The 15,108-nt window shown below is 66.9% G+C and carries 15 protein-coding genes and 4 tRNA genes; 7 read left to right on the top strand and 12 right to left on the bottom strand.

Annotated elements, in window-relative coordinates:
* Positions 1–11 precede the first annotated feature (11 nt).
* Together pruA and JOF55_RS17090 are read left to right on the top strand one after the other, a co-directional pair.
* Positions 12–1,640 (top strand): L-glutamate gamma-semialdehyde dehydrogenase, encoded by a 1,629-nt coding sequence (gene pruA, locus JOF55_RS17095; protein WP_310275428.1) that lies wholly within the window; start codon positions 12–14, stop codon positions 1,638–1,640.
* Positions 1,641–1,653: 13 nt separating this feature from the next.
* Positions 1,654–2,583 (top strand): proline dehydrogenase family protein, encoded by a 930-nt coding sequence (locus JOF55_RS17090; RefSeq protein ID WP_310275426.1) that lies wholly within the window; start codon positions 1,654–1,656, stop codon positions 2,581–2,583.
* Positions 2,584–2,633: 50 nt separating this feature from the next.
* Here JOF55_RS17090 and JOF55_RS17085 read toward each other — a convergent pair.
* From JOF55_RS17085 to JOF55_RS17070, 4 genes are all read right to left on the bottom strand, one after another.
* Positions 2,634–2,705 (bottom strand) — tRNA-Val (locus JOF55_RS17085).
* Between the two features lies 1 nt (position 2,706).
* A tRNA-Cys gene (locus JOF55_RS17080) sits at positions 2,707–2,778 on the bottom strand.
* A 45-nt stretch (positions 2,779–2,823) separates the two neighbouring features.
* Positions 2,824–2,895, bottom strand: a tRNA-Gly gene (locus tag JOF55_RS17075).
* A 245-nt stretch (positions 2,896–3,140) separates the two neighbouring features.
* Complete coding sequence (locus tag JOF55_RS17070; protein WP_310275424.1) at positions 3,141–3,566, bottom strand: SsgA family sporulation/cell division regulator; 426 nt, start codon at positions 3,564–3,566, stop codon at positions 3,141–3,143.
* A 755-nt stretch (positions 3,567–4,321) separates the two neighbouring features.
* On the opposite strand from JOF55_RS17070, the gene JOF55_RS17065 reads away from it, so the two are divergent.
* Positions 4,322–4,777 carry a TIGR02611 family protein gene (locus JOF55_RS17065; protein WP_310275422.1) on the top strand — a complete coding sequence of 152 codons (456 nt, stop codon included), beginning with the start codon at positions 4,322–4,324 and terminating at the stop codon, positions 4,775–4,777.
* 49 nt (positions 4,778–4,826) lie between these two features.
* A tRNA-Val gene (locus JOF55_RS17060) sits at positions 4,827–4,898 on the top strand.
* A gap of 95 nt (positions 4,899–4,993) precedes the next feature.
* Here JOF55_RS17060 and JOF55_RS17055 read toward each other — a convergent pair.
* Positions 4,994–5,368 (bottom strand): phage holin family protein, encoded by a 375-nt coding sequence (locus JOF55_RS17055; protein ID WP_310275420.1) that lies wholly within the window; start codon positions 5,366–5,368, stop codon positions 4,994–4,996.
* Positions 5,369–5,649: 281 nt separating this feature from the next.
* Here JOF55_RS17055 and JOF55_RS17050 point away from each other — a divergent pair, with 281 nt between their 5' ends.
* Positions 5,650–6,696: an LLM class F420-dependent oxidoreductase gene (locus JOF55_RS17050; RefSeq protein ID WP_310275419.1), complete on the top strand. Its 1,047-nt coding sequence runs from the start codon at positions 5,650–5,652 to the stop codon at positions 6,694–6,696.
* Between the two features lie 64 nt (positions 6,697–6,760).
* Positions 6,761–7,552, top strand: a complete 792-nt coding sequence (locus JOF55_RS17045; RefSeq protein WP_310275417.1) for a cupin domain-containing protein — start codon at positions 6,761–6,763, stop codon at positions 7,550–7,552.
* Between the two features lie 21 nt (positions 7,553–7,573).
* Here the strand turns inward: JOF55_RS17045 and JOF55_RS17040 are convergent, their stop codons facing one another.
* Positions 7,574–8,029 carry a hypothetical protein gene (locus tag JOF55_RS17040; RefSeq protein WP_310275415.1) on the bottom strand — a complete coding sequence of 152 codons (456 nt, stop codon included), beginning with the start codon at positions 8,027–8,029 and terminating at the stop codon, positions 7,574–7,576.
* Between the two features lie 477 nt (positions 8,030–8,506).
* Between JOF55_RS17040 and JOF55_RS17035 the strand changes: the two genes are divergently transcribed.
* Positions 8,507–8,833 carry a hypothetical protein gene (locus JOF55_RS17035; RefSeq protein ID WP_310275413.1) on the top strand — a complete coding sequence of 109 codons (327 nt, stop codon included), beginning with the start codon at positions 8,507–8,509 and terminating at the stop codon, positions 8,831–8,833.
* On the opposite strand, the gene JOF55_RS17030 is transcribed toward JOF55_RS17035, so the two are convergent.
* The 6 genes from JOF55_RS17030 to JOF55_RS17005 all read right to left on the bottom strand — a co-directional run bounded on the left by JOF55_RS17030 (position 8,775) and on the right by JOF55_RS17005 (position 15,065).
* Positions 8,775–9,842: a Gfo/Idh/MocA family oxidoreductase gene (locus JOF55_RS17030; RefSeq protein WP_310275411.1), complete on the bottom strand. Its 1,068-nt coding sequence runs from the start codon at positions 9,840–9,842 to the stop codon at positions 8,775–8,777. The genes JOF55_RS17035 and JOF55_RS17030 overlap by 59 nt on opposite strands.
* Positions 9,843–9,948: 106 nt before the next feature.
* A complete protein-coding gene (locus JOF55_RS17025) occupies positions 9,949–10,653 on the bottom strand; it encodes a response regulator (protein ID WP_310275409.1) in 705 nt (234 codons plus the stop codon).
* Positions 10,654–10,673: 20 nt separating this feature from the next.
* Positions 10,674–11,924 (bottom strand): sensor histidine kinase, encoded by a 1,251-nt coding sequence (locus tag JOF55_RS17020; RefSeq protein ID WP_310275408.1) that lies wholly within the window; start codon positions 11,922–11,924, stop codon positions 10,674–10,676.
* A gap of 115 nt (positions 11,925–12,039) precedes the next feature.
* Entirely contained in the window at positions 12,040–12,651 is a 612-nt protein-coding gene (locus JOF55_RS17015; protein ID WP_310275407.1) for an MBL fold metallo-hydrolase, read from the bottom strand.
* A complete protein-coding gene (locus JOF55_RS17010) occupies positions 12,651–13,736 on the bottom strand; it encodes an S-(hydroxymethyl)mycothiol dehydrogenase (protein ID WP_310275405.1) in 1,086 nt (361 codons plus the stop codon). The genes JOF55_RS17015 and JOF55_RS17010 overlap by 1 nt, the downstream gene beginning before the upstream one ends.
* Positions 13,737–13,883: 147 nt before the next feature.
* On the bottom strand, positions 13,884–15,065 hold the full coding sequence (locus JOF55_RS17005) for an MFS transporter (RefSeq protein ID WP_310275403.1): 1,182 nt from the start codon (positions 15,063–15,065) through the stop codon (positions 13,884–13,886).
* Positions 15,066–15,108 lie beyond the last annotated feature (43 nt).

The following is a 15,108-nucleotide window of genomic DNA, read 5'->3' as shown; positions in this document are numbered from 1 at the left end:
GACGCGCGGTCATGGATGCCATCACTTCGGTGCCGGTCCCGCAGAACGAACCGGTCAAGTCCTACGCCCCCGGCTCGGCGGAGCGGGAGTCGCTGCAGAAGCGCCTGGCCGAGCTGCAGTCCGAACGGATCGAACTGACCACGACCATCGCGGGCAAGCAGCGGATGGCAGGCGGTGAACGCTTCGACGTGGTCGAGCCGCACAACCACGCACACGTGCTCGGTACGTGCGCCCACGCCACGAACGACGACGTGGCCGATGCCGTCCGCGCCGCGAAGGACGCCGCTGCCGAATGGAGCGCGACGCCGTTCGACGAACGTGCCGCGGTCATGCTGCGGGCGGCCGACCTGCTGTCGGGACCGTGGCGCGACACCATCAACGCCGCCACCATGCTCGGCCAGTCGAAGTCGGTGCACCAGGCCGAGATCGAAGCCGCCTGCGAGCTCATCGACTTCTTGCGGTTCAACGTGCACTACGCCCGGCGCATCCTGGCCGAGCAGCCGAACTCCGTGCCCGGTGAGTGGAACCGCATGGAGTACCGCCCGCTGGACGGCTTCGTCACCGCGATCACTCCGTTCAACTTCACCGCCATCGCGGCGAACCTGCCCACCGCCCCGGCCCTGATGGGCAATACCGTGGTCTGGAAACCCACCCCGTCGCAGCAGTTCGCCGCCCACTTCACGATGCGCCTGCTGGAAGCCGCGGGCCTGCCTCCCGGAGTGATCAACATGGTCACCGGCGACGGCCGCGCGGTCAGCGAGGTCGCCCTCACCGACCCCGATTTGGCCGGCCTGCACTTCACCGGTTCGGCGGGGACCTTCCGCAAGCTGTGGAAGACCGTGGGCGACAACATCGACACCTACCGCACCTATCCGCGCATCGTCGGCGAGACCGGAGGCAAGGACTTCGTCGTCGCCCATCCCTCGGCCGACCCGGCTCCGATCACCACCGCGCTGGTACGCGGCGCTTTCGAGTACCAGGGGCAGAAGTGCTCGGCGGCCTCCCGGGCCTACCTGCCGCGCTCGCTGTGGGAGTCCGGCCTGCGCGAGGAGCTCGTCGAGGCCACCCGCAGCATCAGCTACGGCGACATCAGCGACTTCTCCCACTTCGGTGGTGCGGTGATCGACTCCAGGGCATTCGCCAAGCACAAGGCGGCCTTGGACCGCGCCGCCGCGGAGCCCGCGCTGGAGATCCTGGCCGGGGGCGGCTACGACGACTCGGTCGGCTACTTCGTGGAGCCGACGGTCCTGGTGGGCACCGACCCCCAGGACGAGGTGTTCACCACCGAGTACTTCGGGCCGATCCTGGCGGTGCACGTCTACGACGACAGCCGCTACTCGGAGATCCTGGAGACCGTCGACACCACCAGCCCCTATGCCCTGACCGGTGCGGTCTTCGCCACCGACCGCAGTGCGATCGAACAGGCGCATCACAAGCTGCGGCACGCGGCGGGCAACTTCTACGTCAACGACAAGCCCACCGGCTCGATCGTGGCCCGCCAGCCCTTCGGCGGTGGTCGCGCTTCCGGCACCAACGACAAGGCCGGGTCGATGTTCAACATCCAGCGCTGGACCAGCCCCCGCGCGGTCAAGGAAACATTCGACGCGCCGACCCACCACACCTACCCCCACCAGGACTGAGAGGGCTTTCACGATGCTGCGTAGCACCTTGCTGGCCGCAGCCCGTTCCGGTGGGGTCCGGCGAGCCGTGGAGACGAATCCGCTCACCCGCTCGGTGGTGGATCGGTTCGTCGCGGGGACCACACCGGACGATGCACTGCGGGCCACCCGTGAACTGGCCGATCAGGGCCTGTCCGTCACTCTCGACCACCTCGGCGAGGACACCGAGAACATCTCCCAGGCCACGGACACGGTGCAGGCATATCGGCGACTGCTGTGTGCACTGCACCGTGCCGGTCTGGCCGGCAGGGCCGAAGTGTCGGTGAAGCTGTCCGCGATCGGGCAACTCCTGCCCGCCGACGGCGACAAGATCGCGCTGGACAATGCCCGCCTGATCTGCGAGTCGGCGGAAGCCGCGGGCACCACCGTGACCCTGGACATGGAGGATCACACCACCACGGACGCCACCCTGGACATCCTTGCCACCCTGCGCACCGATTTCCCGTGGGTGGGCGCTGTCCTGCAGGCCTATCTGCGTCGCACCGAACAGGACTGTCGCGACCTCGCCACACCGGGCTCGCGGGTACGGCTGTGCAAGGGGGCCTACAACGAGCCCGCCTCCGTGGCGTTCCGGAACAAGCAGGAGGTGGACCGCTCCTATGTCCGCTGCCTGAAAACGCTGATGACCGGATCGGGGTATCCGATGGTGGCCACCCACGATCCGAGGATGGTGGCCATCGCTTCCGACCTGGCGACGCGAACCGGGCGGGCACCGGACAGCTACGAATTCCAGATGCTCTACGGCATCCGACCAGCCGAACAGCGGCGCATCGCTTCCGGGGACGAGGGGATGCGAGTGTACGTCCCCTACGGCGGCGAATGGTATGGCTACTTCATGCGCCGCCTCGCCGAGCGGCCCGCCAACCTCGGCTTCTTCCTGCGCTCTCTCATCAGCGGAAAGTAAAAAAGTCAGGCATGCCCCATCGACGATCGATGGGGCATGCCTGACCACAGTGCGCGATGCTGGGTTTGAACCAGCGACCTCTACCGTGTCAAGGTAGCGCTCTCCCGCTGAGCTAATCGCGCGAGGCGGAGGCGGGAATCGAACCCGCGTACAGGGCTTTGCAGGCCCTTGCCTCAGCCACTCGGCCACTCCGCCGGGCCGAAAGTTCCATCCGAAACGGCTGGAACCCGAAGTTTCCAGAGCGGACGACGGGATTCGAACCCGCGACCCTCAGCTTGGCAAGCTGATGCGCTACCGCTGCGCCACGTCCGCCTACGCGACGACCACCGATTCCGGTCTGCTCGATCCCGGCCGACCGAAACTCCGACCGATCGAAAATCGGTCGACCGCTGCCCGGTCGACGCCGGAGCCTTGCCGGTTGACCGGCTCCGTCGCGTTGCATCCAAAACTCTAGCCCACGCTTCCAACGGCGATCAAACCGGGGTCCCATCGCCGATGAACCCCTCGTCACGCCGGGGCTTGCCCGCCGGAAGCCGCCCGATCGGACAGGTGCTCGATCAGGACAGGTCGTGCGGCAGCAGCCTCGTCAGCGCGTCGTCGACATTGACCCACAGATTCTCGTTCCCGGGCACGACGACGTCGTACGTACGGTCCAGGAAGTCGGCCAACTCCTGTGCCGAAGCCTCGAACACGGCATGACCCGACGGCGAACTCAGCTCCACGACGACCACCTCGGGATCGTCGACCGAGGGGCGAATGGCCACGTCTCCCTCGCCCGCGTGCGCGATCAACCCATCGGCCAGCAGGTCGCGCGCGAAAACCCACTCGACCCAGCCGGCACGCCCGGTACGGAACGCGGCAACCACGGCGTACGGGTCGCGAGTGTCGTAGCGCAGCTCCACTTGCACCGGCACGGCAGGCGTCTGCGGGGCCAGCAGATCGAACACTGCCGTTGAGCGGAGTGTCACGTGATCGTTACGCATCGTCCTCGCCTTCCTTGTCTCACGACGATCCGAAAAAAGGACCGAACAACACAGTTGTGACGCTTACACGGGCCCGTTCGCTCGCAACTCGCGGATAGATCACCCGTCCGGGGGTAAATTAATTCGCTGGGCGACCGGAAAACTGCACAGCGTGTTCGACCCCGCAGGATCGCCACCGCGGTTTTCGCGGCCCGACACCGGTCATCTCCGATACGGGCCCGTTGTCGACGCCCAACGATCATCGGCAAGGAGGACCTCGCTCTCGACCGGTTCCTTCGGCCACCGGCCACGCAGGGCGCTGATGCCAGGGTAGGTGATCCACGCCCGCGTACCTGCCCATCCGCGCGAGCACGACGAGACACTCACCACAGGGATTCACCAGGATGGGCTACAGACACCAACTGTTCACCGCTGGTTCACGCCTACCCCGATGCGCGGAAAAGAGACCGCTGTCACGTTGTGACACATCTCTATTCATGCGCCTGCACTCGGCCGGGCGGACCGTGCTCTCCCCGGCAAGCTCACCGGACCAGTACCGGCGAGCAACCACGCAACGAATGCGCCTCGGCGCGGATCGATCCTCCCGAGTGTCCGACAACACCACCGACACGTCGTATCCTGAATGGCACAGACCCCGGCGTACCGCCCCTTCGACCACAACGAAAGGGAGCGCTTGACGCTGAACCCCATGTAGCACATCAGGCAGTGGCAGGTGGGCCCTGAGTAGTACAGCCGAACCGGATTCGCGCCAAGCCATGCACGAGCCGGACTCCGACGAACGCATACCGCGGCACCCCCGTCTGCACGCGGCACGAGAACGCTTGCACGCACGCAGGGAAACGATCCGTGCCAAGCCGGCGCTGAACGCCCTTTACCGGGGAGCCCTGGGAACGACCGGCGGCATCGTGCTCACCGCGGGGATCCTGATGATCCCCTATCCCGGCCCCGGCTGGCTGTGCGTCTTCGCCGGCCTGGGCATCCTGGCGACCGAGTTCCACTGGGCGCACCGCGTCAACACCTTCGCCAAGCACCATTACCACCGGTGGGTGCAGTGGCTCGGCCGCCAGCACCCGGCGGTGAAACTCGCCGTGATGGGCCTGACCTGCCTGATCGTCCTGGCGACGTTGTGGCTACTCGGTGCGTTCGCGCTCGTCGGCGGATGGTTCGGACTGCCGTGGGAGTGGCTGCGGTCCCCCCTTTTCGCGCCGTGAGAACGACCGTGTAGTGTTCTCTCCGTCGCCACGGAAGATGTGCGACACCGGGCGATTAGCTCAGCGGGAGAGCGCTTCGTTCACACCGAAGAGGTCGCTGGTTCGAACCCAGCATCGCCCACCGATCGAAGAATCGGCACACAAGATCCCCGGCGTTGCATCGCCGGGGATCTTTTTGTTCGGTGCTCAGGAAGTACCGATCGATTTCCCGCAACCTCAGTCACGGACTCGGCGCACGATGGCGTGCAGCGTGCTGCTGACGATCGTGACGATGATCGCTCCCCAGAACGCGGGCCAGAATCCGCTCACGTGGAACGGCAGGTCCAAGCGGCCTGCCACCCAACTCGTGAGCCAGAACAGCAGTGCGTTGACCACGAGACCGAACAGACCGAGGGTCAGTACGTAGAGCAGGCAGCCCAGAGTCTTCGCGATCGGTTTGAGCACCGCGTTGACAACGCCGAACACGACCGCGACGACAGCCAGGGTGATGATCTGCGTCCCGAGGTCCTGGCCGCCCAGGGTGACTCCGGGGAGCGCGGTGGTGATCCACACTGCTACCGCGGTGATCAGAATGTGCACCAACAGTGCCAAGATGCGTGACCTTCCTGCCTCGGGTGACGGTGGATGACGTCAACGCTACTGGCCGCACGACCCGCCGCAGGCACCGGCCGTCGATCATCGCCACGGAGTGACGGGAGACGCAGGAACACAGGAACACAGGAACACCGGGAAAGTCCGTGTCGATATCGGGCTCCTCAAAAGGAATACTCGGCGGTAACATCCGAGGTGGCCGACACCGTGTCCGCACACGCGCAGCACGTGCCGGAGCGCCTCGGAGAACCACCGATGGCGATCGACGAAAGAGGACGACCATGCGCATCGGGATGCCGCTGAACTACAGCGGGGGCTTCAAGGAAACGGTGGACGAACTGGCCGCCTACGAGAAAGCCGGCCTGGACATCGTCTACGTACCGGAGGCCTACTCCTTCGACGCGGTCAGCCAGATGGGGTTCATCGCCGCCCGCACCGAGAGGCTTCAGATCGCCTCCGGCATCCTGCAGATCTACACCAGAACCCCCACCTCGACCGCCATGACGGCGGCAGGCCTCGACTACGTCTCGGACGGCCGGTTCACCCTGGGCATCGGCGCCTCCGGTCCCCAGGTGATCGAGGGCTTCCACGGTGTTCCCTACCACGCACCGCTGGGCCGCACCCGCGAGATCGTGGAGATCTGCCGCAAGATCTGGCGGCGCGAGAGACTCACCCACGAGGGCAAACACTTCACCATCCCGCTGCCCGCCGAGCAGGGCACCGGCCTCGGCAAGCCCCTGAAGCTGATCAATCACCCCGTGCGTGAACGGATTCCGATCATGATCGCGGCGATCGGTCCCAAGAACGTCGCCATGACCGCCGAGATCGCCGAATCGTGGGAGCCGATCTTCTACGTTCCGGAAAAGGCGCATGAAGTCTGGGGGGAGCCGCTGGCCGAGGGGAAGGCCAAGCGTGACGAGTCGCTGCCCGAACTCGACACCGTGGTTCAGACCCCACTGGCCATCGGTGACGACCTGGACGATCTGCTGGACTCGATGCGTCCGATGCTGGCGCTCTACATCGGCGGGATGGGTGCCAAGGGACGCAATTTCTACAACAGCCTGGCGCAGCGGTACGGCTACGAGGCAGAGGCGGAAAAGATCCAGGACCTGTACCTGGACGGCAAGAAGGACGAGGCGGCCGCCCACGTCCCCACCGACCTGCTGGTCAAGACGTCGCTGATCGGACCCGAAAGTCACGTGCGGGAGCGACTGGCGGCGATGAAGGAGTCCGGCGTCACCACTCTCAACGTCACCCCGATGGCGGACACCGCCGAGGAACGGGCCCGTCTGATCGAGCGCATTCGGACACTGGCCGAGGAGGTCTGAGCGTGGTGATCGAGCAACCGGAGCGGGGGCAGGCCGAGAATCCCGGCACGAGACACTCGTGGACGTGACCACATCGACTCTGTTCCACCTGCTGCCGTTGAGCGTCTACCACGCCGATCCGAATTCGCCGATCACCTCGGCGACACTCGAGCACGAGGGTTTCCTGCACTGCTCGCCCGATCCGGAGACGACCCTCGCGGTGGCCAACGAGTTCTACCGTGCCCTCGAGGAACCCGTGATCGCGCTGGAACTCGACGAGAACGCACTGACAGCGCCCGTACGCTGGGAGAAGGCAGCGCCGGCACCTCCGGAAGGAGTCTCCGCCGATACCCTGTTTCCGCATGTCCACGGTCCCGCCGAACGTTCGGCGGTGCTCGGTGTTCATTACGCGCGCCGTGACGTGCACGGGAATTTCCTCGAATTCGAGCAGCGTGGTCGTTGCGCCCAGGAGCTCGACCTGCTGCCCCATCCGGAAGGCGGCTGGTATCGGCGCACCTGGGCCGGTCCGGTCGCGGCCCCCGTTGCGGGCGAGCAGGGCGAGCGCCCGACCGCGACGGCGATCTACTTCCTGCTGCCCGCCGGGCGCAGCTCGGCCTGGCACACCGTGGCCTCGGACGAACTGTGGTTGTGGCACCGCGGCGGTCCCCTGGTTCTCACCTGCGGCGGCCGCGGTTCCCAACCGCACAGCGAGCAGGAGACGATCACCTTGGGGCCGGACCTCGCCGCGGGTCAGGTACCGCAGGCGGTGGTCCCGGCTGGGACCTGGCAACGAGCGGATGCCTCGGCCGACGTCGAGACGCTGGTCAGCTGCGTTGTCTCTCCCGGGTTCGACTTCGCGGACTTCCGCACGCTCTGACGGGTCGGTGCACAGCACGTCCTACTTCGACGTGTTCGCCGAGGGACTGCCGTGCCGCTGGCTGACCACGCACGCGAGCGCGGCAATCGCCAGCGCACCCGACGCCATGGCCATGCGGCCCTGCTTGCGCCCCGCGGCCCGGGAAACGGGCGTTTCCTGCCTGGGCCGATCCGGCCGGGGAGCACCGGAATCGCGCACGACCCGTTGCGTGCGCTCCTTCGCGGTGCGGCTCGGACCGCCTCGGGAAGCCTCGGCGTGCGTGGTGCTCGATGCCCCCACCGGCACAGCGCCACCCGCCGAGATCTGCTGCCCACGAGTAGGGGCCGGCTGCGATCGGGCCGCTGCGCGCGACCGTGGGCGCATGCGCGGCCTGCCACCGACCATGCGTTGCTCGACCCAGCACATCGCAACCAAGGAACCCACGATCATCCCGATGCCCCCCGTTGCCGAAACCGCGAACACGGCCAGTGTATTCACCGTCAACCACCCCCGAATGGTTTCTCCGCCGCGGCAGGCCGCGCGAAACGCAGCGGTACCCCACCGGCTCACGAAGTCGATCTCGCCTCGTGTCGACTTCCGCCGAACTCCACCACCTACCGTAGGTCGCACGAGCCGTTGACGCTGGCCACAGCTTGCTTCCTAACACGATCGGGGGTTTTTGCCCCGAACGAACGGTGCGACACCGCCCGCTGTTGTAGCGCGGCTCGATCCCACACGACTCCCCCGGCGGCGTTACCATCGTCTGTGGCGCCCACGTCACGAAAGTGGCAGCCAACAGGCGCCCGGCAGGATGCCCCAACAAAACACCTTCAGCAAGACGCCCCTTGCGGGGCACCCATCGGCATCCTGCACCCGGCGGGAACGCACTCGAGAGAGGCGGGAAGCACCTGAGCTACCGGGCGATCCCGTGATACCGCACTCGTGGCGTGCTCGACGAACCGGAGGTACCCGGCCGTGAAGGGCTACACTGTTCACCTGCTTTTTCACACAGTCGCCGTTGCCATCGGCGCCGCGTGCGGAATCGCGGCCGGTCTGTGGCTGTTCGGCAGCGTCGCCACGGCCGTATGGGTGTTCTTCGGCACCGTTCTGCTCGGCATCGCCCTTCTGGTCGCTCAGACGTTCTACCTGCGAGGCGCTCCGGGTGAACGGCCGGAAGCACGGCCGCGGCAAGCCGGTGCCGGTCATCCGCTGCGGACGGGGACTCGACCGGACCTGCACGAGGTCAGTGAGCCGGTCGCTCGATCGACCCTGCAGCGACCGAGCGGCGAGCAGCCTCGATGATCTCCAGCCCGGCCACGGAATCGGCCGGGTCCACCGGCGGCGCCGCACCGTCGCGCAGCGCCCGTACCACTCCCGCGTAGAACGCCTCGTACCGTCCGGACTCGGTCGGCAGCGGATGGGTGTCCTCCCCCGCACCGAGCCTTCCCCACAGCTCCGCGGATTCCGCGCCCCAACCGTTGTCTCCCGGCCGATGACCGGCCCGCAGAGCGCTCTCCTGGGGATCAAGACCGTACTTGGTGTAGGCGGCCCGCTCACCGAGCACGCGGAAACGCGGACCGTGCTGGGCCGCGAGCTTGCTCATCCACAGATGTGTGCGCACGCCACCCGTGTGCGCCAGTGCGAGGAACGTGTCGTCGTCCACCTCGACGCCGGGCCGGTGCATGTCGGATTCCGCGAACACCGAGGCCACCGGCCCGAAAAGCCGCAGCGCCTGGTCGATCAGGTGACTACCGAGGTCGTAGAGGACTCCCCCGGCTTCATCGGCCGGTCCCTGATCTCGCCAGGTGGATTTCGGAGTCGGTACCCACCGTTCGAAGCGCGATTCGAAACGATGCACCGTACCGAGCGCACCGGAGTCGAGCACTGTCTCCAGGGTGAGCATGTCGTTGTCCCAGCGGCGGTTCTGAAACACCGTCATCATCAGCTCATTGCGCCGAGCCTTGTCGATGAGTGCACGCCCCTGAGCGGCCGTGGTGGTGAACGGTTTGTCGACCACCACGGGCAGACCGGCATCCAGTGCCTCCGAGGCCAACTCGAAATGTGTGCTGTTCGGACTGGCGATCACGACCAGATCGAGTTCGTCGGCCCGGTCGAGCAGCGACCGTATCCGCGTGTGTACCACGGCATCCGGATGATCGGACCGCACCTGATGTTGCCGCTCGGGATCCGAAGTCACGACGGCATCGAGACGCAGGTCGGGTTCCGCGGCGATCAACGGAGCATGAAAGACCGCACCCGCGAGACCGTAACCGATCAAGCCGACCCGCAATTCGTGTGCCGGAGAAGTCATGCGCCCATTACACCAACCGGCGAGTCCGGCTCCTCACCGGTACGGGTGACCGTCGACGCGCGTACCGCTCAACCTGTTCGGAGGGCGGTCAATGATCATGTGACGATCAGTGATCGTGCACCGCGGCCGTCTCCCCGACCGAGCCCGCCTGGCCGGGGGATACCAGACCGGTCTCGTAGGCCGTGATCACCAGTTGGGTCCGCGAGCTCAGATGCAGTTTCTGCATCACGTGGTACAGGTGGGACTTGACCGTCAACTCCGCCAGACCGAGATTGCGAGCGATGTCGGCGTTGGATCCACCACGCGCCACCTGCAGCAGGACATCGCGTTCCCGGTCGGTCAACGCCGCCAGCTCGCTGGAGCAGTCCCGCATCCCCAGGGCCGCGAAGCGCTGCAGGAGTCTCCGCGTCACGCTTGGCGCCAACAGCGCGTTCCCCGAAGCGACCGTGCGCACGGCCTTGACGAGCTCCTCCGGTGGGGCGTCCTTGAGCAGGAAACCGCTTGCTCCCGCCCGCAACGCGGCGTAGACGTACTCGTCGAGATCGTGGACGGTCAGCATGATCACCGAGGTCTGCGCTCCGGTGGCCGTGATGATCTCACGAGCGGCGGCGATGCCATCCGTGCCGGGCATCCGCACGTCCATGAGCACGACATCGGGCCGACGCCGCTTGACCGCGGCCACAGCCGCCTGACCATCCTCGGCCTCGGCCAGCACACGGAGGTCCGGTTCCGCGGACAGCAAGGCCACAAGTCCGCCGCGAATCATCGCCTGATCATCGGCGACGACCACGTTCGTGACCGGAGCATCCATCACCGGACCTCCTCGCGGTGTCAAACCGGGTCCGAAATTTCCGAGCACGGTAGCACAGCCGACAAGTGAAAACCGCTCGCAATAGGGTGCGCGGTCAGCGCCCCACCGAGCAGGGACACGCGTTCACGCAGGCCGATCAATCCGTGTCCCGAAGCCGCGGGCACATCCGCACAAGCGGCATTGCCCTGGGGATTCTCCACTTCGGCCGGGGTAGCCGGGTTCGTCGTGTGGTTGGTGACCTCGATGTGCAGTGCCGTGCTTCCGTAGTCGAGCAGTACCCGCGCGTATCCGGTGGTGGCGTGCTTGAGCACGTTCGTCACTGCTTCCTGCACGATACGGTAGGCAGTCATCTCCACGCCGGAACCGAGCTCTCGGACCGTCCCGCGCCGATCGAGGCGCCACACCACGCCGGTGCCCCGCACGGACTCGATCAGGGCCGCCACCCGATGCAGACCCGGTGCGGGCTGCAGGTCCGCGTCCTGTCCATCCGGTTCCGTGCTTTCGACAACGTCCCACTGCGGTCCCTTCCGCAGCGGGTCCTCGCGAAGGGCGCCCAGCAGGGAACGCATCTCCCCGAGCGCGGAACGCGAGGTCTGCTCGAGCTCGGCCAGCGTTTCCCGTGCGTGCTCGGGATTGCGGTCCACCAGTGACCGAGCCACGCCCGCGCGCAACGCGACCACGGACAGGTTGTGCGAGACGATGTCGTGGAACTCGCGGGCGATCCGTGCCCGCTCCACCGTGGCGGCCTCGGCAGCCAACTGATCCCGGGCCTGGTCCAGCAATCGCACCGTCTGTTCCAACTGGCCGGCACGCTGCCGCTTCACGTGCATGGCACGTCCCCACCCGACGACCATGACGAGGTTCACCACCGAGCCCACGACCGTGAAGATGGCTTCGTCCACCGGTTGGGAGGGCAAGCGGGTCGCGGGCCACACCATGGCGACCCCGGCCGCGCCCAGCGATGCGGGCAGTCCGCTGCACAGACATACCGAGTACACCCCCACGAGGATCGCCAGGTTCAGCAGCCCGATCGGCACCGCCAGATGACTGAGCACGATCGTGACGACCACCATGACGAGCAGTCCCGCCCAGGGCAGTTGCCGCCGAACCAGCAGCAAGCTCATGGCCGGAACGCTGAGCAGCAACGGCCACCACCACAGCCCGCCGGACGGGCGGGACGTGAGAGCGAGGACGAGGAGATGTGCAGCGGCGAAGGTCAGCACCATCGCCAGGTCGATCAGGAAAGTCCGGGATACGGCCACGCGCGACACGACACGCAGTATGCGTGCGTTCCCGCGGAGATCCGCATCGGGCACCACGCCGTTCGGCAACGATCCGCTCCGGGAACGACAGTGCTGCGGGTCACCGACGGTCGGGATGCGGTGACTATCGGGAGAGGTCGGGTTTCTCGGTGCCGATGGTCGTGCTGGGACCGTGCCCGGGATGAACGACGGTCTCGTCGGGAAGGGTCAGCAACCGGTCCCGGATGGATTCCACGATCGTCGTGTAGTCGGAATAGGAACGCCCCGTGGCCCCCGGACCTCCGGAGAACAGGGTGTCACCGGTGAAAACCACCCCGAGGTCGGCGGCGTACAAGCACACCGCACCGGGCGCATGTCCCGGGGTGTGCAGCACCTGCAAACCGGTTCCCGCCACCCCGACCACCTGCCCGTCGGTGAGTCCGCGGTCGGGCTCACGGTCGGGATGCGTCAGCTGCCACAGCACCAGATCATCGGGATGCAGGAACACCGGAGCACCCACGAGCCGGGCCAGTTCCGGAGCGACTCGGACATGGTCGTCATGAGCGTGCGTGGCCAGAATCGCCAGCACCGCGCGCTGCCCGACCAGTCGCCGGATCTCCTCGGCATCGTGCGGAGCGTCGATGACCACACATTCACGGTCGTCGCCGATGACCCAGACGTTGTTGTCCACCTCGTGGGTCTGACCGTCCAGCGAAAAGGTGCCGGACGTGGTCGTGTGCTCGATCCGCGCAGCCATCACAGCACCACCACCGAACGCAGCACATCGCCGCGCCGCATCTTGTCGAAGGCGCTTCCGACCCCGTCCAGCGGGATCCGCTCGGTGACGAACTTCTCCAGCGGCAGCCGCCCCTGCTGGTACAGCTCCACCAACATCGGGAAATCCCTGCTGGGCAGGCAGTCGCCGTACCAACTCGACTTCAGCGCCCCACCCCGAGCGAACACGTCCAAAAACGGCAACTCCAGACGCATCTCCGGGGTGGGAACACCGACCAGCACCACCGTGCCCGCCAGATCACGTGCGTAGAAGGCCTGTTCATAGGTCTCCGGACGCCCCACGGCCTCCACCACGACGTCGGCCCCATAGCCGTCGGTGACCTCGCGAATCGCCTCGACGGTATCGGCCTCGGCAGCGTTGATCGTATGCGTGGCGCCGAACTGACGGGACCACTCCAGCTTCTTCGGATCCGTGTCCACGGCGATGACCCGCCGAGCCCCGGCCATGGCCGCACCGGCCACCGAGGCACTGCCGACACCACCGCAGCCGATCACCGCCACCGAATCCCCCGGGCCGGCCCGGCCGGTGTTGACCGCCGCCCCGATGCCCGCCATGACTCCGCATCCCAGCAGCCCGACCACATCCGGCGCCGCCGACGCATCGACCTTGGTGCACTGCCCGGCATGCACCAGGGTCTTCTCCGCGAACGCACCGATTCCCAGCGCCGGCGACAACTCGGTGCCATCGGTCAGCGTCATCGGCTGCGCCGCATTGTTCGTATCGAAGCAGTATTCCAAGCGGCCACGTTTACAGGCTCGGCACACTCCGCAGACAGCCCGCCAGTTCAGCACGACGAAGTCGCCTGCCTGCAGGTCACTGGCACCCGGCCCGACGGCCTCCACCACACCGGCGGCCTCATGGCCGAGCAGAAACGGGAAGTCATCGCTGATGCCGCCCTCGTGGTAATGCAGATCCGTATGGCACACACCACAGGCCTGGATCCGCACCAGAGCCTCATCCGGCCCCGGATCCGGCACCCGAATCGTGGTTACCTCGACCGGCTTGCCCTTCCCGGTGGCCACCACAGCTCGAACATCCGTCGCCACAGATACCTCCTCCAACCGCGAGAGCGCGTAGCCATGCTTACGGATCACGACGAGCTTGGCAAGTGCTGGCCACGATCACTCACGATCGGGTTCATCATCGAGCCCGCCACCGTAGGTACCAACGCAAGAACGGCAGCCACATCCCCGTCATGACCATCGACGGGCGGCCAACAGGAACATCCCGGCCAGGACGGCCACCACTGCGGCGGTCAACCACGCCCCGCCCAGACCGGCGTGCTCGGCGAGAAGCCCGAACAGCAACGGTCCGCAACTCCCGCCGATGTAGACGCCCGTTTGAGTGACCGACGTCGCGCCGGCCACCCGATCCGGGTTGAGACGCGCGACCGCGAAGTTCAGCAGGCCCGGCCACGCCCAGCCCGCACCGAATCCGATGATCGCTCCCACGAGGAACGAAGCGGTGACGTCGAGAGCCATCAGGCCGTACCCGAGCGAGCCCACGAACAACATCACCGTGATGACGCGCAGGCTGTCGGGATTCCTCCGATCGGTGGCCACACCGGCCAGCACTCGGACCGTGAGCCCGGCCACCGATCCCAGGGACAGCACCAAACCCGCCGCCGCGGGACCGAATCCGACGTGGACCGCCGTCGTGGTGACGAACGCCCCCAGCGCATTCGCCGCCGCCGAACCCAGCCCGCCTGCCGCTGCCAGCAGATACAGCGAAGCCCGCCCACCGTTGCGCGAGGCCTCGCTGCCCGGCTTGGTTGCGGAGCGCCCGACGGCCGGGGAGCTCGGAACGAGCAGTGCCGCACAGCATCCCACCAGGGCCGCCAGGGCGAACGCCCAGCGCCAACCGATCGTCAGCGCCACGACGGGCACCGCGAGTCCCGCCAACAGGGTTGCGGCGGGAATCGACGCCTGCTTGATTCCGAACGCCGTGGCCCGGATCCCCACGGGGATGTTCTGTGTGATCAGCAGATTGGACGCGGGCTGGCCCAGCGAGTTCGGCAACCCGGCCAGACAAGCGACGACGATCAGCCAGGTGGCGTTCTCGGCAGTGGCCAGGCCGAGCAGGCACAGCGAGCTTCCGGCAGCGGCCGATCGCATGGCGCGTGCTGTACCGATGCGCTCGACCACCCACCCCATGGCCCGGGATGCCAGTGCGGCCATGCCGAAGAAGCCCGCCGTACCAAGACCCAGTGCAGCCGCACCGAAACCGAATTCACGTTGCAACTGAACACCGAGGCCACCGACCAGGAAGACGGGGAGAATCCCGACAGTAACCACAGCGGCCACCGGCACGAGCGTGCGCACCGTGCTCGGACGATCCCGTCTCATCGAGCGGCGGCCCACCATTGCCGTCGCCATGCGCCCTCCTGCTCCCGGCCACGTGCCCGCAACGGCCGGGAAA

Origin of the sequence: Haloactinomyces albus (genome assembly GCF_031458135.1) — a bacterium.
Classification (GTDB): Bacteria; Actinomycetota; Actinomycetes; order Mycobacteriales; family Pseudonocardiaceae; genus Haloactinomyces; species Haloactinomyces albus.
The sequence above is the reverse complement of the archived record's forward strand: the minus strand, read 5'-3'. Positions and strand labels throughout refer to the sequence as shown.

What these genes read in the sequence shown, in the direction of transcription:
- JOF55_RS17090 (WP_310275426.1), top strand. Translation starts at nt 1,654, where the DNA reads ATGCTGCGTAGCACCTTGCTGGCCGCAGCCCGTTCCGGTGGGGTCCGG.
- JOF55_RS17005 (WP_310275403.1), bottom strand. Translation starts at nt 15,065, where the DNA reads ATGGCGACGGCAATGGTGGGCCGCCGCTCGATGAGACGGGATCGTCCG.
- JOF55_RS17050 (WP_310275419.1), top strand. Translation starts at nt 5,650, where the DNA reads ATGCGCATCGGGATGCCGCTGAACTACAGCGGGGGCTTCAAGGAAACG.
- JOF55_RS17015 (WP_310275407.1), bottom strand. Translation starts at nt 12,651, where the DNA reads ATGGCTGCGCGGATCGAGCACACGACCACGTCCGGCACCTTTTCGCTG.
- JOF55_RS17065 (WP_310275422.1), top strand. Translation starts at nt 4,322, where the DNA reads ATGCACGAGCCGGACTCCGACGAACGCATACCGCGGCACCCCCGTCTG.
- pruA (WP_310275428.1), top strand. Translation starts at nt 12, where the DNA reads ATGGATGCCATCACTTCGGTGCCGGTCCCGCAGAACGAACCGGTCAAG.
- JOF55_RS17025 (WP_310275409.1), bottom strand. Translation starts at nt 10,653, where the DNA reads ATGGATGCTCCGGTCACGAACGTGGTCGTCGCCGATGATCAGGCGATG.
- JOF55_RS17070 (WP_310275424.1), bottom strand. Translation starts at nt 3,566, where the DNA reads ATGCGTAACGATCACGTGACACTCCGCTCAACGGCAGTGTTCGATCTG.
- JOF55_RS17030 (WP_310275411.1), bottom strand. Translation starts at nt 9,842, where the DNA reads ATGACTTCTCCGGCACACGAATTGCGGGTCGGCTTGATCGGTTACGGT.